At 46.2% G+C, this 25,809-nt stretch carries 19 protein-coding genes and 1 tRNA gene; 10 read left to right on the forward strand and 10 right to left on the reverse strand.

Annotated features, from left to right (window positions below):
• The first annotated feature begins 282 nt into the window (after positions 1 to 282).
• On the forward strand, positions 283 to 2,190 hold the full coding sequence (gene dxs / locus QUA42_RS01945; protein ID WP_333134620.1) for a 1-deoxy-D-xylulose-5-phosphate synthase: 1,908 nt from the start codon (positions 283 to 285) through the stop codon (positions 2,188 to 2,190).
• Positions 2,191 to 2,424: 234 nt separating this feature from the next.
• On the forward strand, positions 2,425 to 3,648 hold the full coding sequence (locus QUA42_RS01950) for an NAD(P)/FAD-dependent oxidoreductase (protein WP_333134622.1): 1,224 nt from the start codon (positions 2,425 to 2,427) through the stop codon (positions 3,646 to 3,648).
• 59 nt (positions 3,649 to 3,707) lie between these two features.
• On the opposite strand, the gene QUA42_RS01955 is transcribed toward QUA42_RS01950, so the two are convergent.
• The 6 genes from QUA42_RS01955 to QUA42_RS01980 all read right to left on the reverse strand — a co-directional run bounded on the left by QUA42_RS01955 (position 3,708) and on the right by QUA42_RS01980 (position 11,990).
• The gene (locus QUA42_RS01955) at positions 3,708 to 6,125 is read right to left on the reverse strand and encodes a sulfotransferase (protein WP_333134624.1); all 2,418 of its coding nucleotides are present in this window, start codon (positions 6,123 to 6,125) and stop codon (positions 3,708 to 3,710) included.
• Between the two features lie 135 nt (positions 6,126 to 6,260).
• Entirely contained in the window at positions 6,261 to 8,333 is a 2,073-nt protein-coding gene (locus QUA42_RS01960; RefSeq protein WP_333134626.1) for a Wzt carbohydrate-binding domain-containing protein, read from the reverse strand.
• Positions 8,334 to 9,089, reverse strand: coding sequence for an ABC transporter permease (locus QUA42_RS01965; RefSeq protein ID WP_333134628.1), 756 nt, complete (start codon positions 9,087 to 9,089; stop codon positions 8,334 to 8,336).
• A gap of 32 nt (positions 9,090 to 9,121) precedes the next feature.
• Complete coding sequence (locus tag QUA42_RS01970) at positions 9,122 to 9,265, reverse strand: hypothetical protein (protein WP_333134630.1); 144 nt, start codon at positions 9,263 to 9,265, stop codon at positions 9,122 to 9,124.
• Positions 9,266 to 9,374: 109 nt separating this feature from the next.
• A complete protein-coding gene (locus tag QUA42_RS01975; RefSeq protein WP_333134632.1) occupies positions 9,375 to 10,724 on the reverse strand; it encodes a glycosyltransferase in 1,350 nt (449 codons plus the stop codon).
• 75 nt (positions 10,725 to 10,799) lie between these two features.
• Positions 10,800 to 11,990, reverse strand: coding sequence for a glycosyltransferase (locus tag QUA42_RS01980; protein WP_333134634.1), 1,191 nt, complete (start codon positions 11,988 to 11,990; stop codon positions 10,800 to 10,802).
• A 1,637-nt stretch (positions 11,991 to 13,627) separates the two neighbouring features.
• Between QUA42_RS01980 and QUA42_RS01985 the strand changes: the two genes are divergently transcribed.
• On the forward strand, positions 13,628 to 15,262 hold the full coding sequence (locus QUA42_RS01985; protein WP_333134834.1) for an MBL fold metallo-hydrolase: 1,635 nt from the start codon (positions 13,628 to 13,630) through the stop codon (positions 15,260 to 15,262).
• A 322-nt stretch (positions 15,263 to 15,584) separates the two neighbouring features.
• Here the strand turns inward: QUA42_RS01985 and QUA42_RS01990 are convergent, their stop codons facing one another.
• Positions 15,585 to 15,896: a DUF6679 family protein gene (locus QUA42_RS01990; RefSeq protein ID WP_006633466.1), complete on the reverse strand. Its 312-nt coding sequence runs from the start codon at positions 15,894 to 15,896 to the stop codon at positions 15,585 to 15,587.
• 830 nt (positions 15,897 to 16,726) lie between these two features.
• Between QUA42_RS01990 and QUA42_RS01995 the strand changes: the two genes are divergently transcribed.
• The 5 genes from QUA42_RS01995 to fba all read left to right on the forward strand — a co-directional run bounded on the left by QUA42_RS01995 (position 16,727) and on the right by fba (position 21,391).
• Positions 16,727 to 16,882: a hypothetical protein gene (locus QUA42_RS01995; protein ID WP_158307982.1), complete on the forward strand. Its 156-nt coding sequence runs from the start codon at positions 16,727 to 16,729 to the stop codon at positions 16,880 to 16,882.
• 12 nt (positions 16,883 to 16,894) lie between these two features.
• The gene (locus QUA42_RS02000; RefSeq protein WP_333134636.1) at positions 16,895 to 18,973 is read left to right on the forward strand and encodes a CapA family protein; all 2,079 of its coding nucleotides are present in this window, start codon (positions 16,895 to 16,897) and stop codon (positions 18,971 to 18,973) included.
• A 137-nt stretch (positions 18,974 to 19,110) separates the two neighbouring features.
• Complete coding sequence (locus tag QUA42_RS02005; RefSeq protein WP_445301281.1) at positions 19,111 to 19,980, forward strand: aldose epimerase family protein; 870 nt, start codon at positions 19,111 to 19,113, stop codon at positions 19,978 to 19,980.
• Between the two features lie 67 nt (positions 19,981 to 20,047).
• Positions 20,048 to 20,119: transfer RNA gene (locus tag QUA42_RS02010), tRNA-Lys, on the forward strand.
• 192 nt (positions 20,120 to 20,311) lie between these two features.
• A complete protein-coding gene (fba, locus tag QUA42_RS02015; protein WP_006633469.1) occupies positions 20,312 to 21,391 on the forward strand; it encodes a class II fructose-bisphosphate aldolase in 1,080 nt (359 codons plus the stop codon).
• A 169-nt stretch (positions 21,392 to 21,560) separates the two neighbouring features.
• On the opposite strand, the gene QUA42_RS02020 is transcribed toward fba, so the two are convergent.
• A complete protein-coding gene (locus QUA42_RS02020) occupies positions 21,561 to 22,943 on the reverse strand; it encodes an NB-ARC domain-containing protein (RefSeq protein ID WP_333134640.1) in 1,383 nt (460 codons plus the stop codon).
• A 205-nt stretch (positions 22,944 to 23,148) separates the two neighbouring features.
• Here QUA42_RS02020 and QUA42_RS02025 point away from each other — a divergent pair, with 205 nt between their 5' ends.
• Both QUA42_RS02025 and QUA42_RS02030 read left to right on the forward strand, forming a co-directional pair.
• Positions 23,149 to 23,730 (forward strand): RNA polymerase subunit sigma-24, encoded by a 582-nt coding sequence (locus QUA42_RS02025; RefSeq protein ID WP_333134643.1) that lies wholly within the window; start codon positions 23,149 to 23,151, stop codon positions 23,728 to 23,730.
• Between the two features lie 378 nt (positions 23,731 to 24,108).
• Complete coding sequence (locus QUA42_RS02030) at positions 24,109 to 24,489, forward strand: hypothetical protein (protein WP_006633473.1); 381 nt, start codon at positions 24,109 to 24,111, stop codon at positions 24,487 to 24,489.
• Between the two features lie 86 nt (positions 24,490 to 24,575).
• On the opposite strand, the gene QUA42_RS02035 is transcribed toward QUA42_RS02030, so the two are convergent.
• Positions 24,576 to 24,770: a hypothetical protein gene (locus QUA42_RS02035; RefSeq protein ID WP_333134645.1), complete on the reverse strand. Its 195-nt coding sequence runs from the start codon at positions 24,768 to 24,770 to the stop codon at positions 24,576 to 24,578.
• A 234-nt stretch (positions 24,771 to 25,004) separates the two neighbouring features.
• Complete coding sequence (locus QUA42_RS02040) at positions 25,005 to 25,706, reverse strand: alpha/beta hydrolase (protein WP_333134647.1); 702 nt, start codon at positions 25,704 to 25,706, stop codon at positions 25,005 to 25,007.
• Positions 25,707 to 25,809: the final 103 nt, after the last annotated feature.

The raw sequence follows: 25,809 nt of genomic DNA on the forward strand, positions 1-25,809 counted from the left end.
AAAAAGTCAGCCATCACTACAAAAAGTAGTTAAAAATGCTTAAGAATCTCCATGCAGCTAACAACTAGCCATTAGCAACTAACAACATAAGCTTTTTTTATATTGACGGCGCGCAATTTATTAACTATAATTACCAGGCCAAAAATAACAAAAATCTTACGCCTAACAGTTTTCCTCAAATAACCGTTAAACTATTCTAACGTTTGCCCGTACCCAACGTCGCAGGCTCAACCTATATCTGTTAAGGATTCGTCCTGATTCACAGGAGCAAGATTTTAAAATATGCATCTCAGCGAACTGACTCACCCAAACCAATTACACGGCCTCTCGATTCATCAACTCGAACAAATTGCCCGACAAATTCGAGAAAAGCATTTAGAAACTGTAGCCGCTAGCGGCGGCCACCTCGGCCCAGGATTGGGTGTAGTCGAACTGACCTTAGCACTCTACCAAACACTCGACCTCGATCGCGACAAAGTTACCTGGGATGTCGGTCACCAAGCTTATCCTCACAAATTAATCACCGGCCGCTACAACCAATTCCACACCCTACGCCAAAAAGACGGCGTTGCAGGCTATCTCAAGCGCTGCGAGAGCAAATTTGACCACTTCGGCGCAGGTCACGCTTCCACAAGCATTTCCGCAGCACTAGGAATGGCGATGGCGCGCGACCTCAAGGGGGAAAACTTTAAAACTGTAGCAGTCATCGGCGACGGCGCATTGACTGGCGGCATGGCACTTGAAGCGATCAACCACGCGGGCCATATGCCGAAAACCAATTTGTTAGTTGTGCTCAACGACAACGAGATGTCAATCTCGCCCAACGTCGGCGCAATTACCCGCTATTTGAACAAGATGCGATTGTCGCCACCGGTGCAATTTCTCAAAGATAACTTAGAGGAACAATTTAAACACATTCCCTTTGTCGGCGAAACTTTTACTCCTGAAATGGAACGCCTCAAAGAAGGGATGAAACGCTTGGCCGTCTCAAAAGTTGGAGCAGTAATTGAAGAATTAGGCTTTACTTACATGGGCCCGGTAGATGGACACAATTTGGAAGAGTTAATTGCCACTTTCAAACAAGCTCATACCATTCAAGGGCCGGTGTTGGTTCATGTGGTGACGGTGAAAGGCAAAGGATATGCGATCGCCGAAAAAGACCAAGTAGGCTATCACGCCCAGAATCCCTTTAACTTAGCCACCGGCAAAGGCATTCCATCCACTAAACCCAAGCCTCCAGCTTACTCGAAAGTCTTTGCCCACGCCCTCGTCAAGCTAGCAGAAGATAATCCCAAAATTGTCGGCATTACCGCTGCAATGGCAACCGGAACCGGTCTGGATAAACTTCATGAAAAACTGCCAAAACAGTACATTGATGTCGGGATTGCCGAACAGCACGCCGTGACTTTATCCGCTGGTTTAGCCTGCGAAGGAATGCGCCCGGTTGTGGCAATTTACTCGACATTTGTGCAGCGAGGCTATGACCAAATAATTCACGATGTTTGCATCCAAAATTTGCCAGTTTTCTTCTGTTTGGATCGCGCCGGCATTGTCGGTGCTGACGGCCCAACTCACCAAGGAATGTACGACATTGCCTTCTTGCGGTGCCTGCCAAATATGGTAGTTATGGCACCAAAAGATGAGGCAGAATTGCAGCGGATGATAGTCACGGGAATCAACCACACAAACGGACCGATAACGATGCGTTACCCGCGCGGCAACGGTTACGGCGTGCCTTTGATGGAGGAAGGTTGGGAAGAATTGCCGATCGGCAAAGCCGAAATTCTCCGCAACGGCGACGATGTGCTGATTTTGGGTTACGGTTCAATGGTTTATCCGGCAATGCAAACCGCCCAGATTCTGAGCGAGCACGGTATTGAAGCAACTGTGATCAATGCGCGTTTTGTCAAGCCTTTGGACACCGAATTAATCTTGCCTTTGGCACAGCGAATCGGCAAAGTTGTCACAATGGAAGAAGGCTGTTTGATGGGAGGCTTTGGTTCAGCAGTAGCCGAAGCTTTGTTGGACAATAATGTTCTTGTTCCAGTGATGCGGTTGGGTGTACCCGATACATTGGTAGATCATGCAACGCCTGAACAATCATTTGCCAGTTTGGGATTAAATCCGTCGCAAATGTGCGATCGAATCTTAGCAACATTCAGCCGCAAACAGTCTCCTGTTAGCGTGTAAATAGCTAGGATTGTAGGGTGCGCCTAGCGCACCTTACCATTCATTCGAGACTAATCCTAAGAAATACCCGCTCTATGACAGTGTAATAAAACGACCCCGCAAGTCCGATGGTGTCACATTCAGAACTCTACCTAAAATTTGACCGTTTGAAGCAATTTGAATCGTAGTGGCGTCATAACTACCATTGCGATATGTCTGCGGGTATTTTGACATTGGAAGCGAGTTAAAAGCAAAATGAATTTAAAAAGTTTTGACATAGTAATAGTAGGAGCCGGCCCTGCAGGCGGTCACTGTGCGAGAATCCTAGCCCAATCCGGCCACAAAGTCTTGCTGGCAGAGCAAAACGACAATTTTAATAAAAATGACTTTTCTAGCGCCGCCACGCCTCTAGAAACCCTCTCTAAATTCGATTTGCCTGAATCCGTTATCGGCAGTTTTTGGCACAAACTTACTATTGAAACTAGCAAAGTCAGTCAAACTTGGGAGTCTCCCGAAAGCTTGGGAGTTGTTCTCAACTTTGCTAAATTTAGAGCATTTTTGGCCAGCGAAGCTGAGCGATTTGGCGGTGAAGTTTGGCTGGGTTATCGCTACACCCGACATTCACAAGCCAAGGGCGAAACAACCGTAGAATTTAAACAGTTATCCGACGGTCAAATAATCAAAGTTAGCACGAAAATATTGGTTGATGCTACTGGCTTTGCTAGGGCAGTTATGTACGAAAAAGAGAATGATAAGCCAGATTTTTTGTCGGGAACCGGAATCGAATATTTAATTGAAGTAGAGCCAGAAGTTTACAATAAATACAGCGGTGATTTAATCTTCTTTTTGGGCGATAAATGGATGCCGAAGGGTTATTCCTGGATATTCCCAATGGAACCAAACAGGCTGAAAGTTGGTGCGGGTCGCATTTTTTTAGATCCGAAAACGGTGAGGCATTTGTCACCGCTGAAAAAATATATTGATTTACTGATTGATGAATATCTGAAGTCTAAAAATTATAAAATTATTGACAAACACGGTTCCACGCTGAAGTACAGCCCTGGTTTGAAGGATATTTATTGCAAAGATAATAATATAATTGCGATAGGCGATAGTGTTTCGACAGTAAATTTTTTGGGTGGCGAAGGGATTAGACACGGGATGGATGGTGCCCAAATCGCGGGGAAATATATTCAAAGGTATTTGGAGGGGAAAATCTCAGATTTTCGGGATTATGAGACAGAAATGCACCGCAAGTTTGATCGGAAATGGAATATTTCGGAAAGGTTGGCAGTGAGAAAGTATATCGATGATGTTAATGATGAACTAACCGATAAAATGATTTCTTATTTAAAGTATATGAAAACTGAAGATGTTATGAATATTTTATTTGATTATAAATTTGAGAAAATTTCCCGAGGGTTAGGCGGTTATTTGCAGAGAAAAATCAAGGGATTGATTAATAAATTTCACTTGTAAGGTGCGTCCGTTGAGAGATTGTTAGTTGAGGGAAAAATCGGGCTGATTGACGCACCTTACTAAGCTAACTTTAAGGCATTTTCTGCGGTAACTTGAATGCGCGGCAGCGACAATAAATTATCGTCAAAACTGCTATAATTTAATTTATATGATACACCAAAAGTATATCCACTCGCTCCAATTAAATGCGCTACAATTGGATCGACATCCCCGTAAGGATAGGCAAAACATTTAACAGATTTCTCTAATCCCCGTTCCAAGATAGCACGGGATTTGGCCGCCTCCCGCACAATTTCTGTCGGCGACAATGCAGTCAAAGGTTGATGAGTAGCAGACATAGAACCGAATTCAATTCCGGCATCCCGCAGTTGCAAAATTTCTCGCCATCCCATTAACTGCACTTCTTCAAATTCGGCTTTTTCCCAAGTATTTGTCTTTCCTATTGACTCCGCTACGAGAAAAACAGTTGCTGTAAAATCAAAGCGTTTTAGCACAGGCCAAGCATATTGGAAAAAGTCCAGATAGCCGCCGTCAAATGTCATCAATACAGCTTTACCGGGTAAAGGAGTTTTAGCCAGTTTTGCGCTTCGCCAATTGTCCCAAGTCGCACTGTAATAACCCTGCTTTTTAAAATTGTGTAACTGTTGTTCAAAAATCTGGGGAGTAACGGCGTTTAAACCGTCAGGAGAAATGCGGCGGTACGAGAGAATCGGTAGTTTTTGTGTAAGGCTATGATTGTCAAAAACTTGAGGTTTCACCGAATGAGAAACTTCCCGATAAGAAGATTTTGAGCCAATGATTTCCGGTGCGTAAAATACTTGCTTTGGAAACTCGTTTTCTTGGGGAATTTGCATTGTCGGTTGCCCCGCGATTGCCGCGGCTGACTCGATTTCCTGCAGCGCCGCCGCCGGGAGTGAGGCACGACGGCTGACACTTGTCCCGATCGCACCCGATCGCCTGCCGAATATCAACGCATTTTGGGGATAAATGCCCTCAGCACCCGGTGCATTCAACGAGTCGGGCAAATTCGACCTTTGTTGAGCACAAGAGGCTAAGCGCGATCGCAGCCATTGCTTGCCGTTGAGTGGTTTTCCCAGCAAAGCTTCTCGCACGGCGGTGACGCACAACTCAAAACCCATATTTCGAGTAATTGTCGATCGCAATTTTTGAGCCGAAACAAAATTATTTTCCACCGCAACAGTGACAATACCGACAGCAACGCCGCCTACTTTCACCAGCACGTCTATTTCAGAAAGCTCAACTTTTATATTAGCAAATTCCTCGCTAATTTCTAATACTATCAAATCTTTTTCGAGGGTAATTGTTGAGACTTCCTCAGCTATTTCAGGCTTGTAGAAATCCTCCAAATGCCAATGCGGACGCCCCCATAATTCTTGCAGAAATAGCGTCCAGTCATGTTTAGGGTGCAATGATTCCAGCAAAGTTTCCCACAATTTATTGCCTTTTTCGCAGCGATTGCGTTGAAAGAAGCGATCGAGAATTTGCCAAGCAAACTGGGCTGCGATCGCATCCGCCAAAACCGAAGCCGCAACCATGCCATCGCAAATCGGCAATTCAATAATACCGAGTTTAATTCCTTCTAGTTTGATCGTACAGGACAGGCGATCGCATATTTGCAAAGCGTAAATATCCGAAATTGGTTCGCTCACTTCCACCGCAACTTTCCAGGCAATTTCACCCTTTACTCGGTGAATTTTATCTAAAATATATCTGATTTCATTGCTTTTGAAAATTTTATGATATTTGTGAACCTTATTACTTTTCACCTCTCTCTCTATCCCTTGGTGCCAAGGTAGATTTAAACTGAGATGAGCAGCTTTTTCTTGATAGAATTCCAGCATTCTATCATCATATTCAATTTTCATAAAATCACAAATTTCTTCTAATTTTTTGACTTTATTATCGAGTATTTCCTCATATTTGACTAATATATGATTAGAATTTTTAGCATATTTGTGACTAATTAACATCGCCTCCTTCCAGCGATGGATACAGTGATTTAAATCCCAACCAGGCCCCCACAAATCATGAGAATTCCTAGTAGCCTCATGAAGAGAAGCTATTGTATCCATACTGTTTCGCAAAATATGTATGAATTTAGCATCCGGCAACAAGCGCTGTATATCTTCAATAAAATATATGTGTTCCGGCGTTTTTTCCAACCAAATACTTTTGTTTTGTTCCGCAGCCAAACCATCCAAAACTCCGACAAACCAACTAACTTTAGTTGCCACAGTTTGACTATCATCAAAATCTTGCAAAAGTTCAGGCCGACTAATCTCATCCTTAAAAAAAGCTTCCATCCTACCTGGCAACTTTCCCGCAAACTTCTTGTACAGTAAATAGTGAAAAAACTTAGATTCAGGAAAAGAAATAACTTCAGGATGAGCGGCTAATAAACTTTGAAGCATGGTTGTGCCACTTCTCGGAGAGCCTACTAAAAATATCCGTTGCATTTTTATACCTGATAAATGGTTTGTGGATGAGATTTTTTTAATGAATCGCAGAGAGCGCACAAGATCGAGAGGAAGAAAAGAAAAAGGTATGATTAATGTTTATCTCTGGGATCTCTGCGGTTAAAAACTTTTTTCCTAACTCCAACTAAAATCTTCATGCAACAAATCAGAAAGTTCCTGATTGTAAGGTTTGAAATAATTTGTCAATTCTTGTTCGATTTCCGGTGGCATTTGGCTGTATTCATCGAGATGATGAATTTCATCTTCTTTACTGGCACTCGAACTAATTTCCAAAAAATTTAACACTTCCGAAAAAACTTTGCCTGTATGTGCGTAATAATCTTCGCTTTTGATAATTAGCAACTGTTCTCTAGGAAAATAGTCGAGCCAATTTTTGATTTGTTCTACATAAATTCCCCGCGACAAATAAGAATAATGCTGGTGATTAAAACTGTAATATTTTTCATCAGCTTGGATTCTTTCAATCTCACCTTTGAGTCTATCAGGTTCTGAAGCGATCGCCTTTTCAAAATCCAACTTTTCGCAGCCGCTCGCCACTTCTAAATGATAGTGCATCCACGCTCGTTTTACCGGGTTTCGCAGCATTACAATCAGCTTAACCTCCGGGAAACACTTGTAAACTCGCTCCGCCACCAAAGGATGATAAATATAGTAAGAAGTCATCTCCCACAGTAACACCTTCTCACTCGCTACACTCCGCGTCAACTGCTTGCTGTACCAATCAACACCACGCTCAAAATTTAATTCAAAAAAGTGAATGTCCTGGGAACCTTCTTTGATAATTTGCAAGTGATTTGCGAGATGGCCGTATAGAGATTCCGTGCCACAGTTTTGAGCACCAATCATTAAAAAGTGAGGTTTTTGCTTATTTGCCAACTGAGTCAAAATCTTGGCATAGCCGGGATTATTCTTATCCAAATTGTAAGTTTCACCGGCTGGTTCGGCTAAATCCATAAGCGGCATTTGGCCCTCAAATTCCCAGCGGAACGGCGGACAAAGAATCGTTTTTTGGTTTACAGTCGATCGCACGTACAGCGGATAAACCTGCCAATGATAATCGTAGGCGTAAGCCAAAGTTTCCTCGTAAACCCCAGCATTCACGTAATACTGACCGTTTCCTAAATCCAGCCTATCTATTTGCAGCCGGATTTTGCCTTTCCCTTTCACCAGCGGCAGCAGTCTGCCCATTTGATTAGTATTAGTCTCAAAACAGCTTTGACCATCTTCTCTGCTGATTGTCACGGCAAAAATAGCAGCAGAAATTTCCTGATACACCGAATAATGAATTTCAATGCTAATAGCATCACCGCTATCTATTTCCGTAGTTGGCGACACTTTGACATCGGTAATTTCTACTTCCATAGAACCGAAGCGATTCTGAGTACCTCGCAGTGGCGAGCCGCTACTTGTAGCTTCAGCAGCAGGCAGGGGAGTGCGATTTTCTGTGGACGATCGCATTTCTGACAAATACTGACCGACTACCACTTCCGGTTCCCCATAAGCCACAATTTCACCGGATTTTAGCCACAAAGCCCGATCGCACATTTTCTGAATTTGCGACGCGGTGTGAGAAATCAAAACAATCGCACATCCTTGATTTTTAAACTCAGTTATCTTATTCAAACATTTAGTTTGAAAAGCGACATCACCCACCGACAAATGTTCATCAACTAACAGCACTTCTGGATCGGTATGCACCGCCACCGAAAAAGCCAGCCGCATTTTCATCCCCGTACTGTAAGTCCGCATCGGGCTGTCAATAAACTGTTTTAACTCTGCAAATTCCACAATATCGTCAAACCTGCGCGCCACTTCGCGGCGAGTCAAACCTGCCACCACCGCACCCACAAACACGTTTTCTCTGCCAGTTAGATCCGTGTGAAAACCCGCACCCAAATCCAACAAGCCGCCAATTCGGCCGTTAACTTTAATAGTTCCTTCCTCAGCGTGACCAATCCCGCCGACTAATTGCAGCAGCGTTGATTTTCCCGCGCCATTCTTGCCAAGAATTCCTAGCATTTCCCCAGGAGAAACAGTAAAATTTATATTCCGCAGCGCCCAAAAACGCGACTCCGGCTTCAGCCGCCACCAACCGGACAAAGCGGCTTCCATAATCGTATAAGGTTTCGCGGTAGAGTAGCGGTTAAAACGCTTACCCAAGCCCTTGACAATAATTGCTTCACGCATTTACAACTCCTCCACAAAATTATCGCTTTGCCGTCTAAAAATTCCCAGTCCGATGGGCAAAAGAGCCGCCACAGCCAAGGTCAAAATTAACAGAACCCGCCAATCTGGCGGCATACCTTTGAGCAGTATGGCGCGGTAAGCTTCTATCAGTGGCACCATTGGATTTAAGTAATAAAAAATCTTAAATTTTTCCGGGACGCTGCTAATGTCGTAGAAAATCGGAGTCAGGTAAAACATCATCTGCAAAACTACTCCCAAAGTGTGCTGAGTGTCCCGAAAAGTGACATTCAAAGCGGCAAGGGGATAAGCAAAACTAACTGTCAGGAAAAACTGAATAATCATCAGCAGGGGCAACAAAAATAGCACTGCATTCAGATGAACGCCATCAATTGCCAGAAAGATAAGTAACACCGGCAATGCTAAGAAAAAGTGAATGAGCCCAGTCGTCGTCGTGACTACCGGCAAAATTGCCGAGGGGAAATTTGGCTGCCTGATTAGTGCCTTATTATTGGTAATTAATGCCGTTGATTTAAATAATACCGTTTGAGACCAATTCCAGATTAACAAGCCGCTGAAAGCAAAGGAAGAAAATTTGGGAATATTAAGGGGTACAACAGAGCGAAACAAAAAGGAAAATACAGCCAACTGTAACAGCGGACTGATTAAAGTCCAAGCAATCCCCAAGGTCGATCGCTTGTAAAGTAATTTCATCTCGCGATCGACCAACACCCGCAGCAAATCCAACCAATGAGCCATTTTGCGCCCATCGACGAACGTTTTTACATTTCTCACCGCACACCTCCGGCAGCTATCTGAGGTTCTGGCCCGGAGGCCTCCCAGGGCTGAATCTTAACCAAATTCTGAGTCGGCACCAGGGTCAGCTTGTCAGCAATTGGTGCTAAAAAATCAGCTTCAATTAATTTTATTGCCATAATTACCATTTTTAATTTTTCTTGTTTTTACTTCAATTCCTATTTATTTCTACTTACTTCAATGGTTTATTACACCTCTATCTTTGGTTGCTTATTTTGCCTAATTATGTCAGTTATAGGATGAAGTTTTCAGTTTTTTATGGTCCAATACTGTAAATAAAAGTAGAGGTTGAAGTAGGGTGTTGTCCACTAAGATAGGCTCAGAATGAGCAGCACTTTTGGGCATACCTTTAACCGCGATCGCCCGAGCCAGGGGTTCGGGAAAGTCAAGCGCCAGAATCGATCGCAAGTGAGCGCCCCGCAGTGGCTCTACACCGAATTTGGGAGTGACGTGACCGACTGACAGTTCACCGTAACGGAGGTAAATGCCCTCGGGTTTTTGCTCGTCAATGATTCGTTCTGCTGCTTCCCAACCTTCCTGCAAATCGATTTCAATTTCATGTCTGCCCAAGTCAGCATGAGTAGGCTCACCTTGCATAAAACTAGAAAGAGCCGATCGACTTTTCAACTCATCGATGACACCCCGCAAATACCAATAACCGCGCAATTTTGGCCGCAACCACCGCCAAGTTCCCCGCATCCGCAGGCTTTCGAGTAAATCAAGAAATTTTCTCAGTCCCAGTGCCAGCCAATCCACAGCAGCCGGCCAGAAAAACGTGACCGCCACCACAATTTGCTCCACCAGCGAGTCAGCAGTTTCGTAGACTGCTACCGGCAGTATCGGTCTAAGTTCCGGGTGTCGCTGGCCGATCAAAACATCCGATCGCCCTTCCTGACGAGCTCGGCGGAAAGAGCGATCGAGATTGTTGGTTTCGTGTTCGTAATGAAAGCCCACTGCTTCAGCAGCCACAACAAAAGGTACATCAGCTTTCAGCAAACGCACCCCAAACTCGTAATCTTCCCCGCCGCAGTTCCCGAAAGCCGAATCAAAGCCATCGAGACGAGCAAACAGTTCTGCATCCAAAGAAAGGTTGCCGCTGAGCAAATCTTGATAAGTAAATCGGTGACCAGGCTGACTCATCTGATAAAACTTGTCTTCCCACCAAGCCCGCACATGTACGCCAAACAATGTAGTTCCTCCCTGCAACTTTGGCGGATAAGGACCCATGACAGCACAGCCCGGACGCACTTGGTGTGCCCGCGCGTGGCTTTCGACTAAAGACGGCAGCGCTTCGATGTCATCGTCAAGAAACAGCAGCAATTGCCCGGTAGCCGAAGCTGCTCCCGTATTGCGGGCGATGGAAGCACTCCGGCAATTTACCTCCATCGCGTGCAGTTTAAACGGAGCTTTGTAGTCTTGTAACATTGCCAAAGTATCGTCAATGCAACTATCTGCGACTACTGTAACTTCCATTAGGTCAATCGGATAAGTCTGCGAGTGCAAAGCATCAAGAGCGCGCCGCAGCGAAGAACTTCGGTTGTGAGTGGGAATAATTACGCTAACTGTTAAATTTTCCATATTTAGATTATCAAAATTAACTTCATCTGCATTTCATCTGCATTTCATCTGCGGTTAAAAAGAATCTAAAAATCCCTATTTATTGCTCCCCTTAATTTCTTGCAACCACTTGCGAGACACAAAATAAGCCATCGGGCCACTGACACAGCCCCGCAGTTGAGCCAAAAGCAAATCACTAGGGATAGAATCCGCTTGCTTTCGCAAAGAAGCAATTAGTTCAGGAATTTGTTTGTACAACAGCCATGACAAGGCTAACACAGGCACACTGAATTCTCTGTTGATTACAAACATCCGCGTCCAGAAAGCATAGACTCCGATGCCGTAGCCCTGGAGCGTTTTTCGCAATTCTTCCCAAGTGCGCCGATGGCGGTGCCAGCTCAATGCTCTCGGCTCGTAGACAATGCAGTAGCCCGCGCGCAAAATGCGGGCAAAGAGTTCACAGTCTTCGCCACCCACCGTGGGCGTTCCCGCCCCCAAAGCTTCGTCAAACAGGCCAATGTAGTCGATCGAACTTTTCCGCAAAGCCATACTCGCCGAAACTCCCACAAGATGCACAATCAGAGGATTGCAATGCGCCCCATCAAACACTAGGCGCTCAAATCCCCGCCCGTGGGGGCTGTAGCACTCAAACCATTCTTGGGCTTCGGTTTCCAGTTCCAAGGGCATCACCAGCCCCGTGACGCACATCACTCGTGGATCGCTGAAATTTCGCAAGAGCGATCGCAGCCAGTTCGGATCGGGGGCAGCATCATCATCTGTAAGGGCTACGAATTCATGTTTAGCTTCGCGTAAAGCTCGGTTACGGGCAGCGCTGGAGCCTGGTAAGTCTTCGCGCACATAGCGGACTTGTGGGTAATTTTTGACCAGTTCCTTGGTAGCGTCCGTGCTGGGACAATTGTCAATTACTAAGTATTCCTGACCCTCGTCTGGGAGCTGCATCAGCGCGTCTAGACAGCGCCGCAAATCTTCCGGTCGATCGCGCGTGCAAACCGCTACTGTGGCTAGCGGCAATGCCTCCACCGACCCCCGCTCATCCCATTCTAGAGTGTCGTAGACCAAGTTTTTCCAGAAGTTGTCACCAGCACAATTCCTCAGTGTTTTCCGTAATTCGTCACCGCCAATGCGGCCTCCGACTACGTGAAAAAGAGCTTGACCGATCGGTTTTCCGTGTAGTCGAATTAAAATTAAGGCTTTGCTGTAACGCTCCTCAACCGTAATTTCTGGCGGGAGTTTGGAGATTTCCAGCTCAAGAATAGCTGTTGCCATTTTAGATTTTAGATTTTAGATTTTAGATTGCGAAAAAATCCTAGATACTCCGTATATTACCGGATGTTTTTTACCCGAAATTGTTTTATGGAATAGCAACTTCTCAATGCCATACTTGCCGATCGCCGATCGCGAATAAAACATAAAGCCTCATTTGGTTATGGCTATTATTTATTTTTACTTTCGATGACCCGCTGATGTCAAGTTTTTTTCCTACATTATAATATTTTTTTTATCGAAAACCTTCGCACCTCAATGCACGTGTCAATTGCAGCCGTTATTTGCCCTCTGCTTCCTCCCCAGTCTCCCATTAATACCAAATCTCACAACCAGATTTTTTGATAAAACCGGGTTTGTGCGATCGCCCCTCATTTCAGCTTTAATTGCGAGCGGGTACTATTATCTAAAACATACCAAACAATTAAACACGCTCGCAATTAAAACTTTCGCGGTTAAACGGCGCACGGATTAGCTAAAAAAAAGTCCAAAACTCCACCCTAAATAAGACGCAGCCCTGATAAAAAACTGGAGATTACAGGCTGATTGGAGACTGAACGAGCTGAGATTACTTCTGGCAAGCTCGTAGTATTTTTATAGGATCAATATCATCTCTTGTCGGGGGATTTATGTTGCTATGTTTGGGGTAAAACAAAAAAACACATCGTTTTGTCCCCTAGTCAAGGAGAGAAGTAAACAAACCTAATTATGGGCCAGTTAGCCGATTTTAGATTTGAGTTTTGATACTTCGGCGAGACTTTGGGCGAGCCGTCGAGTCCAGCTAAGTCGAGCCGCGCTCAGACGTTGGGCGAGCTGTCGAGTCGCCCTCAGTCGAACGATTTGAGATTTACTTCACAGATGAATCTGGAGCTTGAACAAGACTCTAAAACTTTGGGCTGCTGGCGATTCCTGTCGGAAACTTATATCCGTTTTTGGGCGGCGTCAAAAAGCCATTTAAACTCTCTCCTCGATAGCCACAAGGTTTGCTTAGAAGAAGGTATCAAACTTTTACAAAGAAACCGATCAAACTCATAAAGTCTCTCTCTGCCCTGACAAAAGCAGTTAGCTAGCACGATGCTAGTTCTCCGTTTTTCAGATTGGACTATACACGGCCCTCAAAACCATAAAAATGAAGAATTGTAAAGTTTTATCAAGATCTTTGGGCATCTGAATTAAAATCTTCTCATAAAAAAGACTAGCTTTTAGCAGGCGCAAATTGTGGAAAAAGGTTTAAAACTCAGAATATGAGATCGAGTTCGCTACTCTTACATGGTGCAATAAAATGTAACTTTTGATGCCAGAACCAGTAGCCTGAACTTTGTCGAAGGCCGAATGCCCGTCCGGCCAATGCCTTCGGAAAATCGCTTTCTTGGCGCTGCATCAAATCTTAAGTGCAATTACTTTCCTTGCACGAGAGCCGGAGCCTTCGAGCAAACATTTAACTCCAGGGCTTACGCACCACAACTTTAGATAAACCGGGTTTTTTTTACCGGGAGCGAGGGCGGCAACAAAGTGTTTTCGTTCATCAAACCCGGTTTCAGCGTCCGAGACTGAACTCGATCGAATGAATGCAGTCGCAACCAATGTTTAAAAGTGGCGATACTGCAAGTTGCGTGCAAAGCAGGGAGCTAACCGCAGTGATGGATCTCGATTGTTTACCTTACGGCGCAGGCCACGCACAGGAAGGGGTCTGTCTGCTAGTCCGAATGGGGCCGCACCGCATTTTACTCGACTGCGGTATAGAGGATATTGCACCGCTATCAGCGACACTAAATCGATCGCTGCCAGCCGATTTTGTGGTGTGTACCCACGCCCACTCTGACCATGCCAGAGGTTTGCTAGCACTCCATCAATCTTTCCCCCACTTGCCAATTTACGCCAGCGAAGTGACAGCGCGACTGCTACCGCTCAACTGGCCAGAAGTGGCTCATCAGCCAGAGTCAAGGTTCTGTCAGGGACTGCCCTGGCAGTCGCCGCTCGAAGTGCGCCCAGGACTGAGCGTGCAGTTATTCCCGTCGGGCCATTTGCCTGGAGCGGCGACTGTGCTGCTGACTTATGCAGCCCCGCACCGCACCTACACAGTGGTTTACACCGGCGACTTTTTCCTGTCCAATTCTCGTTTGGTGGAAGGTTTGCCCCTGGGAGAACTCAGGGGCATGAAGCCTGATGTGTTAATTTTGGAAGGCAGTTACGGCACGGCGCGCCACCCTCACCGCCGACAACTAGAAAATCAGTTAGCCGATCGCATCCACCGCGCCATCGCCGACGGTTACTCGGTACTGCTGCCCGCCCCGGCCCTTGGTTTGGGTCAAGAAATGCTGATGCTGCTCCGCAGTCACCACTACTTTACTGGCCGCGACTTGGATATTTGGGTGGATGGCACTGTCGCCGACGGGTGCGACGCTTATCTGGAACTGTTACCCCAATTTCCCACCGCCGTCCAAAATTTTGCTCTGCACCAACCGTTGTTTTGGGACGAAAGGGTGAAACCCCGCGTCCGCCGGCTGTCTGCCGAACAACGCCCCGGATTGGGAGCCACGCCCTGTATTGTGATTACTGACCAAATAGCTGATTTGGCTTTGTATGTTGCCGATGGCACACATCCTTGGATTTTGCTCGCCCCTCAAAAACCCGGATATCCCGTCAGCGACTGGCTGGGCAACAGGCCCGAATCTGGAGTCACAAGTGTCGAAACTTATCTGCTAGCCGAACACTGCGACGGGCCCGGGACGACCCAACTCATCCACAATTTGCGTCCCCAGCACGTAATTTTACTCCACGGTTCCCCTGCATATTTGGCTGACTTGGCTAACTTGGACGAGCTGCGAAACCGCTACCAGTTGCACACTCCGGCGGCCGGAACACTTGTCGAATTGCCGATCGGGGAAATGTTTTTGCAGCCCGCTATCCCAGAAACTAACTATGAGGGAGAACTCAGCGAATTGGGGACAGAGGTAGCAATTAGCTTGCCGAGTCCGATTACAGCCGATCCTCGGTGGGCCAATTTTGCCGATACCGGTTTGGTAGAAGCGCGCTGGCAAGGCGAAGAACTGGTACTGCGGGGCATCTCCCAGCGGGAACTCCTTTTTCAAGGCAGCGCTGTTCAGGCCAACCTCGAATGCTGCGGCAATTGCCAGCACTACCGCAGCCAGCGCTGTTGGAACCAGTCCAGTGCTTTGTTTGGCTTTAAAGTTACCCCCGACGGTTTCTGTCCGGTTTTTAAAGCGATACCGGAGTCCGAACTTTTCCTAGATGGGGAAACAGACGGCGAATAAGCTGTCGGGCATCTAGAAACCAGCCGGCAGGCAAAGAAAACAAAAAAACAGTCCTGGACGCACCCAGACAAAAAACCCGGTTGCAGCAGGGGTAAGTTGTCGCGTATTGAATTTTTAAACTACTGTGTACTTACGCTGTTGTGTGGTGGGCAGGAGATCCCGCCATCAAGCTTAAATTTAAAGGGAAAATAGCTTATGTGGTCACAACCCAGAATATGTTTGGCCTAAAGCGGGTTTTTTGCATAATTTCTCCACAAAAAAGGGAGAAAAGTCGTTTTCTTTTCCCCCAACTTTTCCTTGTGCCTCAAGCGCGAGCTCAAAACTATTCCAAATTCGAGTCCGGGTAGTGATTGCGAATTTGTTCGGCTTCGGGACAATCGTCAGAAACTAGGGGTTCGCAGTTAGTTCGGGATACCGAAGCCAACTTCTGGGATACAGCTCCAATACTTTCGAGACGCACCATTTCTTCCCAGGAGCTGATTTCGTCTTCTTCGTCGGTTTCGTAGCGCAGCGTGACTAGATCCCCTTCAATATCTAGGATACGAGCGCGCTCTATCCAACGTTGCTGATCTCGAAGAAAAATAGAAACCTCACGACCATCACAACAGAGTTGATAGATTTTGCGCTGTAGCATTTGTCAGTTCTCCTGCGCAGTGTAACTTGCTTAAAATATGGTCTGTTTACCGTAACGTACTTTGGGTTTTACATCGGAAGGCACAGCCGTATGGACTAGCCAGTTTCACGTTTTCCGCAACTTTTGTACCGATGGGAGTTACCAAATTTGATTTTACCACCAAATCTATCTAGTACGCCATTTATCCAATTACAGGTTCTGCAGCCAGTGGCATCCCTCGTGAGAGGCATTTGCCAGCATAGATTGGAGCATTAGGACTTGACGACGGCACGCGATTAACAGCGACAATAACAACAGACTCTGCCTCAAAAATCTCGCTCTCTTTTGCCTCAAGTCCCCCAGAAACCTCTTGTTTCGACGTTTGTTCGATCGCCCACTAACGCCTCTTGGCTCAATCTCAAATCTCAAATCTCAAAGCGAAAGCTCTAAAGCGACACTCAAACAGCGACAATAAAAACAGACTCTGCCTCAGAAATCTCCCTCTCTTTTGCCTCAAGTCCCCCATAAACCTCTTGTTTGGATGTTATTTCTAGCCCCCAGTACCCCCTCTCAACTCAATCTAAAATCTAAAATCTAAAATTTAAAATCGATTGTTCGATCGCCCACTAAAGCCTCTTGGCTCAATCTCAAATCTCAAATCTCAAAGCGGAAGCTCTAAAGCGACACTCAAACAGCGACAATAAAAACAGACTCTGCCTGAGAAATCTTCCTCTCTTCTGCCTCAAGTCCCCCATAAACCTTTTGTTTGAAGGTTATTTCTAGCCCCCAGTACCCCCTCTCAACTCAATCTAAAATCTAAAATCTAAAATTTAAAATCAACAGACCGGAGTGTGATAAAAATCACTGACAGCAGGCAGCCCCTAAATGTAGAAAATGGTGGCGGCCAACAACTAGCTTCAAAACGGGCAGCGGAACCTGTGGCGGTTAAGCTAAAAGAATTGCGGTTCCGTTCAAAACAAATTGGAGTCATCGCTCGTGCGTATTAAGGAGGCTAATTGATGGTGTACGCAGAAAATTGGTCGCAGCCGTCTATCTTGGAGCTAGCGCGATCGGGCAACTTTCAAGCCCTGAATTACTGGATTGACAGCTTGCTGCGCCCCGAAGGGATTTATGCCCGCGTCGAACAGGCTCAGGCCGGCTGCGTCCAAATCCTCCTAGAATTCCAGCGCGAATTTGCCCCAGAGACTACATTACTCGGGAGCACTCTCCGGGAAGGCCTAGTCAAATTTATTTGCCACCAACTCTGGAGACTCAACTCGCCAGCAGTAGAAGGAGTGCGAATTCACGCGCGCTTGGCTGGGGATGCAGACATTCTCTGGAAACAGTCAGTACGAATTGTCACTCCGGCAAACCGCCAGCGGCGGCGTTACCGTTCCCTACCGGTCGTCGATTGGGTTAAATTTAAAACGTATCGTTCTCTGCTGCTAGTGGGATCGGCACTTGCATCATTTATTTTAGGGTGTTGGGTCAGCTACCACGAAGCTCTGACCCTGCAGTCAGTATCTCCAGTATCCGGGTACCAGCAAGCTGCGGTAATGTCGGGGCCGCCTCCAAAACGTGCGGATACGGTGCAAGCGGCCTTAGAAGTGGTACCAGTAGTACAGCAAAAGCAAGTTGCTAATCGTTACGACCCAACAGTAACGCTGATGTTCGGAGGAAATGTGAATCTATCGGATGCGCTCGGAGCATCTGCTGCCAACGATCACCAATGGGCTTTCGCCAATATGGACGAGTACCGGCAAGCAGATGTGGCGATGGTTAACTTAGAAAACTCCCTGACTCGCTCTACATTGGACTCTGGTAAAAAACAATTAAATTTTAAAGCCGATCCCGAATCGGTGAAAGTATTAACAGCCGGAGGAGTGGATATTGTCAATCTGGCAAATAGCCGCGCTATGGATTACGAGGAACCTGGGCTGGTGGAGACTATGAATACTCTAGATAGTAGTGGGATTCAACACCTGGGAGCCGGCAGAGATATTAAACAAGCTAGGCGTCCAGATATTATTGAAGTTAAGGGTCAGCGAATTGCCTACCTCGGTTATTACGATGCCGAGCTTAACGTCGCCGACCAAGGGAAAGCGGGCACTAACCCCCGCCGCAACAATCGCGTGGCCGAGGATATTCGAGCTCTTAGGGGTCAGGTAGACTGGATTATTGTTAATTACCACTGGGGAGTCGAATTGGCAGATTATCCGGGGGACTGGCAGATTGATTTGGCTCGGTTCACGATCGACCAAGGAGCTGATTTGGTAGTGGGACACCATCCCCAGGTACTGCAAGGTGCAGAAATTTACAAGGGCCGTCCGATAGTTTATTCGCTGGGTAATTTTATATTCGGTGGGAATGCTCGCAGGGATTACGATACCGCAGTCCTGAAAGTATCGCTCAAAGACAGGAATATGAAGGTAGAGTTTGTGCCTGTGGAGGTGAAAAAGTTTCAGCCGAAGGTTGTGAAGGGAGCCGCAGCAGATCGCATCCTCAAACGCGTCGAGCAAATTTCTAGTATTTTCGATCGACCGATGGGATCTTCTGTAGTTCTCGATGCCCTAGTCCAGCCAGGAGCCACACTAAAAACTCCCAATTCTCCATTGCCAGGAGCAGCAAAGAGCGGTACATACCAGCCCGGGCGAGGTTCCGGGGGAACCTCCGGTGAAAGCACTCAGCAAGGGCCCGGACAACCCAAACCTACTTTGATTTTGCCGGCTTTGCCGGCTGCGCCCCAACAGCCGGACAACTCCTCATTTTTCCCGAACGGGACGGGGCCTGCAATTGAATCAAACCCACCTCCGAATCAAAATTTGCCGCCGCGCATCTACCCCACTCAACCTCAAAATCCCAGCCGGGAACCAGAGCCGTTTACAAAAGAGCCATTCATCAAAGAGCCGTTTATTTCGCCCCCTTCTCCCAGTCAAGGAGCAGTGCCGAGTCCCCAAAGCTATCTTCCCCCCACTCGGGCTGTATCTTTTGAAGTCGCAGTCAAAGGGCAGCCGACCTCAACGATCGTACCAGCTACCCGCAGCAAACGCTCCAAGCACCGGATCGCCCTGCCTCCTATAGCTGGGAGCATTGGTTAGCCGATGGGGGTCGGAACAACGAGGAGCCCGGGGGAGGATAGGGGCGGTAATGGGTGAACATCAAGATACTAGCGGCCAATTATTAACGACCGATTTACTGACAACCAATGATCAATGACCTACTACCGATGACAAATGTGTTTGCGATCGCGCTCAAGCAAAAGCAGTACAAAACCTATATCCTCTCCGACGAAACGGCTAACTCTACTCTAGAAGTTGTGCCGGAACGGGGCGGTATTGCCACTAGCTGGCTGGTTGAAGGCAAAGAAATCTTCTACTGGGACGCGGAACGGTTCGCCAATCCCGATCTAACTGTACGTGGCGGGATTCCCATCCTGTTTCCCATCTGCAGCAATCTCCCCGAGAATACTTACACCCACAAGGGAGTGGAGCGTAAGCTCAAACAGCACGGCTTTGCTCGAGACTTGCCTTGGACAATAGGTGAACAAGTTACAGAGGGTTGCGCCGCTCTTACGCTGATTCTCGATAGCTGCGACAAGACGCTGGCTGTTTATCCCTTTGATTTCCAACTAGCCTTCACTTATCAGATTAAAGGCAATTCTTTGGAAATTTTTCAGCGATACACCAATCTGTCTGCCGAACCCATGCCGTTTTCTAGTGGTTTGCACCCCTACTTTTTGGCGACGGACAAATCTAAGCTCCGCTTTGAGATTCCGGGGATGCAGTACAGAGATCAGAACACCCATCAAAAGGGTTACTTCACCGGGGTTTTTGACGAGACGCTGGATGAAATTGATGTTTCCTTTGACGAGCTCACTGGTCTTGCTGCTACTGTCACTGACGCGGCGAGCGGCTTGCGGCTCACCCTGAGTTACAACTCCAGCTATGGGAAGTTGGTTTTCTGGATGGTGAAGGGCAAGGATTTTTACTGTTTGGAACCTTGGACTGCTCCTCGAAATGCCCTCAACACTGGCGAACACTTGATTTATTTGCAGCCGGGAGCGACTTGCGAGATGCTGGTTCGCATGACTGCAAATTTTATTTAAAAAACACTTGCTATTTCAAATGAGGGGTGCTACTATTAGAAATTGTGTGCGGTAACAATGTTTTCGCGGGTCGCTAGCTCAGCGGTAGAGCATTCGGCTTTTAACCGATTGGTCTCGGGTTCAAATCCCGGGCGACCCATAAAAATTTGTGAGTTAAGAATTTTGAGTTTTGAGCTGAATGCTCGGAACTCAAAATTTTGTTTTTTGAACTTTTAAGTAAATCTGGAAAGATAGTGCGCGATCGGTGGCAAATTGTCTTAATATTATCGTAAGAATTAAGCTTGTCCAAAATTCACTGCCCAAAAATCACAAATAATTAGGAGGAATATCTATGGCGCTTGTACCTATGCGATTGCTGCTCGACCACGCGGCTGAAAATGGTTACGGCCTACCGGCTTACAACGTCAACAACATGGAGCAAATCCAAGCGATCATGCGCGCTGCTGACGAAACCAACAGCCCTGTGATTCTGCAAGCTTCTCGCGGCGCTCGCTCCTACGCTGGCGAAAATTTCCTGCGCCACTTGATTTTGGCAGCAGTTGAAACCTATCCTCACATTCCCATTTCCATGCACCAAGACCACGGCAATGCCCCCGGCACTTGCTATTCTGCCATGCGCCAAGGTTTCACCAGCGTGATGATGGACGGTTCTCTGGAAGCGGATGCTAAGACTCCCGCCAGCTACGAGTACAACGTTCAAGTTACTCGCGATGTGGTGAATGTTGCTCATTCGATCGGCGTTAGCGTTGAAGGCGAACTGGGTTGTTTGGGTTCTCTGGAAACAGGGATGGGCGAAGCAGAAGACGGCCACGGCTTTGAAGGTGCGCTTTCTCACGATCAGTTGCTGACAGATCCTGAACAAGCTGTTGATTTCGTCGAGCAAACCGGCGTTGATGCTCTAGCAGTTGCGATCGGCACTTCTCACGGCGCTTACAAGTTCACTCGCAAGCCGACTGGCGAAATTTTGGCAATCAGCCGCATTGAAGAAATTCACCGCCGCTTGCCGAATACTCACTTGGTGATGCACGGTTCTTCTTCTGTACCCCAAGAATTGCTGGAAATCATCAACAGCAACGGTGGCAAAATCCGCGAAACCTACGGCGTACCTGTGGAAGAAATCCAAAAGGGCATCAAGTGCGGCGTTCGCAAGATCAATATCGATACTGACAACCGTTTGGCGATTACCGCTGCGGTGCGCGAAGCTTTGTTTGCTAAGCCAGATGAGTTTGACCCCCGCCACTTCTTGAAGCCGTCGATCAAGTATATGCAGAAGGTTTGTAGCGATCGCTATAACTCTTTCGGTTGCGCTGGTCACGGTACAAAGATTAAGCAAGTATCTTTGGACGATTTTGCAGCTAAGTATGCTAAGGGCGAATTGAGCTCTTCTGCTAAGAAGACTGTAGCTGTTTAAGAATTTTAGGTTTTAGATTTTAGATTTGTCTGAGGTCTAAAGTTATGATTGCCGGGTAGCTTTGAAGTTGCCCGGTTTTTGTTTGGGCGAGTTTATGTATTTAGTTACTGGGCGATTGAAATCGCTACTATACAAACTAAGTCTGCCTCCGGAGACTAAAAGATATCAATTACACCGCATAGGCGATCGCATATTGCCTCAGTACAGGTGAAATCGTGTAAAAATTTGCTTGTTGTTCAATCAAGCAGCGCCGCGATAGAGATTGCAGCGCATTTAGCAAATCTGAAGCCGGAATTCGGTCATTTTCTAGCAATTTTGCCCGGTTGATTGGCTGCCTTTCTTTCGCTAACAAGGAGATTACTTGTTTTTCTAGTTCGGATAGGCGATCGAACTGCTGCTGTAAAACATCTTTCAAATCTTCTGGCAACAATATAGTATCATTTGGTAATAGCTCTGTCACGCCTCCTCCCAAGTCTTGAATCAGATTCGCCACGCTTTTTAACCATATGGGGTTGCCTTGGTAGCGATGAATGAGAGTTTCACTGTTGTCGATTTTTTCTAACCCATAATCTCTGAGAATTTCCTGGCCGGCGGCGATGTCTAAACCTTTGAGTTGTAAGGTACGAATGGAAGTATTTTGGTTTTTAACTTGAGTCACTTCTCTCGGTTGTTCCCAACCGATCAACAGAAAGCAGCTTTGATGGGATAGTTTTTCTATTTGTTTTAATAAGGAGCGATATTCTTCGCATTCAGGTTTGTATTTTCCGGCAAATTCCCCCCTACAGAAAAGGTTGTGAACGTCATCTAAGACTATTAAACAGCGATGGTTTTGTAAATACTTAATCAGCGGTAAGCGTTTCTGGTTGGTTGGGGATAAATCTTGTTTTTCTGAATTTGAAAAAAGCTGTATTAGGTTAGATTGAAATTTTTCTATGGTGGGGAATTCGTCTAGTGTGTACCAAACTGCGTAGTCAAACTCGTCTTTAATTTGTTGTACGAGTTGCACTGCTAAGCTGGTTTTGCCGATGCCACTGATGCCGGTGAGGGTTATGAGGCGACAGCGTTGTTGTAGAATCCAGGTGGTGAGGGTGTGGAGTTCGAGGGGGCGATCGTAGAAATCACCCAACTCTGGCATTTCGCTTAAATCTTGATGTAGAGTTTTAATTTGTTTTGAGTTAGATGTTTCCTGATTTATTGGCTGTGAGTTTGGGCTATTTGGCGGGTGTTTAGGTTCTCCACAGGTGTTAAAACTACCTTTCACTACAATGTCTTGTGCAAAGTTTAAAATATTAGAGTTTTGCAACCTCTCCATTGTGGAGCGAAAATTCGATTTACTGACATCTTCTCCTAACTCCTCTGAAAGTATCTGCCATAATTCCGAGCCGATTTCCCTGATGCGACTTTCAGAACAGTTAAAATCTTTAGCTATTTCTTTGTATGTCTCGCGTTGTAGAGTTCCCCGCAGTACCGCTTCCTGTAAATCGTCAAGGTGCTGACCTGTTTTCTCCAAAACTATGCGATCGGCGACATTTAACATTTCTTTAAGATTCATCTGGCAGGGAGACGCTAGAGTTTTGTGTATTGTAGCTCACAACTTCCAACAATTTCGTACATTTTTGTACAAATTTGTACAAAATTAGATTAAAGTTAGAGTGAAAACGAGAGAGGATTGGCGGCATAATAGAACATTATTGGGCTAGACAAACCTTTAATTTATTAAGGATAATGGGACAAGTATTAAAAGGATAAATAGAGTTATGAATTGGGAAGATTTTGCCACTCAAGTCGGTGACGAAGTTGTAGAAAATGTTGTTGAAAAAACTATGGGCATTGATGGGAATACAGTCAAAACAGTCAAAGCGGTTGCAGAAACGGGTGCTGCGGTAGGCGCGGCTGCTAGTGCTGCAACAGGGTTGACTGTTGCAGCAACTTCAGGAGCAGGAATTACTTCGGGTCTAGCTGCAGCAGGTGGTGTGGTTGGTGGTGGTATGGCGGCGGCTCCTGCGGTATTAGCAGCGGGGCCAGCTTATCTGGGGGCAAAAATAATGAATGAAACTTTGTTCAAAGAGCAATCGAACTTGTCTGAGGAAGAGAATGATGCTCGTGCAGCGGCAAGAACAGCTACAAATATTGGGGCTGCTGCTGGTCTAGTTGGTGCTGGTGCTGTAACGGTAGCTGGCGGTGCCTCTGGTGCTGCAATTATGGGCACCCTTGCTGGTATCGGTGGCGTTGTCGGGGGAGGTGCGATCGCTGGTACTGCCATAGTTGCTGCTGCACCTGTTGCTGCGGCGGCTGCTGTTGGATACGGAATATATAAACTGTTTGGAGGTAAAGGGTAAAGATAGTTAGTTCAGTTTGAATTGGTAGGTTGGGTTTCCTGTTGCAACCCAACCTTCATCAGCGTTTAGTCTGGCTTTAGTATTTCCTCGCACCTCGCAGCAAATATCAGAAAACTGCCAGCGATTGAAAAGGTAAGCTTGGCTATCTATATGCAGCCAATATTACAGCGTTGGGTTATAGATTCTGTTTCGTAGCTTTGGAGTATACGGATGTTTGGTTGGCTATCTGAACTATTTAATTGGTTTTTCAGACTATGGAATCGGTTGGATGATAAAACGAAAGGTAAAATTATAGAGGAAGTTGTCAAGTCATTTGAAAAGCTGCTTCGTGCTTTTTATGGTTCGTGGAAAAATCGTCATACCAAGTGAGAATAAGTGATGAGTAATTTTAAGGAACTTATGGATGAGATTGAGCAATCACCTACTCAATCAGTGATGAGTAATTTTAAGGAATTTATGGATGAGATTAAGCAATCACCTACTCAATCACTGCCAGAATCTGATTTAACTCTTCCATCCCTTCAAATGGCTTTAACAGCAGGAACTTTCCTTATGTTGACGCCCTTCTCATTTTCAAATAATGAAAAGCAAAAATTCTCAGAAGAGGTGTCGAGCTTAATCCAGAATCAATCTTTTTTATCTGACTTCAGCAATCAAATTGGTGAACCTTTGGAGCAGGAATCTGAAGATGACTTCGTGAAACGCGGTAGCAATAGGTTAAGAGAGATGCTTTATGAGAGATTTGGCATCAAAGGTTGAATGGATATAATGTTCAGGTCTGTCGAAGTAGTCGCAGCATAACTTAGTGCGATCACAGCTCTTGTAGGTTGAGTTGAAGCTTGTGTTCACCTACCTCTTTTTCCAGTTACAATTTTCTCCCTTTGCAGCATTTCAAAGTGCGCTGATTGCACGGATAGTGATCGCACATAATCATCATCCCTAATTTGCGATCGACCTCCCGCATCAATTCTCCACAAAGCATCCGGCTGAAATTCGTTATCTGCCTCCAAGCGCACAGTAGCATTGTCGCCCAATTCCACCCCAGCCAACCTCTAATTTGATTGTGTGGTTCGCCGTGACTTCTGAATCTTACTGATCAGGCAACATAAAATATTTTTTCAATCTATTCAGTTAGCCATAAAAATTCAAGTAAACATAGCATCGCAGGGGCGCGTTGTGCCGCACTAAACTCGCTCTTTATATAAATATTTAACTAAATCCTTCCCTTAAACCTTCTGCTTCCTTCGCGTCCTTCGCGTCTTCGCGGTTCGTTTCTAACGCAAATATTCAATCCAAGTCGGCAAAACCTCCGGTGAACCGTACCACTTCCCCGGAGAACGAGGCGAATGCCAAACCCCCTCCAACACCAGATTTTCCGCCCCGTCCAAAACAGCAGCTTCCACTGGCGTAATTCCATCTCCCCAAGTTTCACCTTTCCCCACAGTCAACTCGTAACTTTTATAAGCCAGCCAAGTCCCTAAACCCCGCTTGCCAAAAACAGCCTTCCCAGCAGCGCACACGTAGCGCACCTGCGGGTGAAAAGCCCCCGGATAGTGAATTTTGACAAAATCTAGATTTTTGCGCGTCCAGCGCTCTTGAGAGACGTGCGGCGTGCCTAAAGTGATTAAAGTATTCACATAAGGGTGAGCTTCCCACAAACCCTCGTCCTCAACCACGTCGCCGTGAATGGTGTAAGGCTTTTCGCCCAAATAAATGCGAGAAATCCAGCCGCCGGCGGAATGACCGACGAGATTGATCTGGGGAACGCCGTATTGCTGTAACATTTGTTTGACAGTCCGATCGAGCTGTCGCAAAATTGGCACCATCGACCGCCCGCCAAAAGTCGGCAACCAATCTCCCTTGCCCAGAGGCACTGTTACTGTTGGGAAACCTCGATCGACCAGAGACTTTTCTAATTCGCGATAGTCGGAAGCAGCAGCAAAATATCCTGGTAAAATCACGGTTGGTAATGGCATTGTCAATTTTAGATTTTAAATTTTAGATTTTAGATTTTGCGGCCGGAGTGCTACGATCTGTTTTTCAAGTTCAAAGACACTTGCCGAAGCATCCTTTGGATTG

Source organism: Microcoleus sp. Pol11C2, assembly GCF_036701505.1.
GTDB lineage: Bacteria > Cyanobacteriota > Cyanobacteriia > Cyanobacteriales > Microcoleaceae > Microcoleus.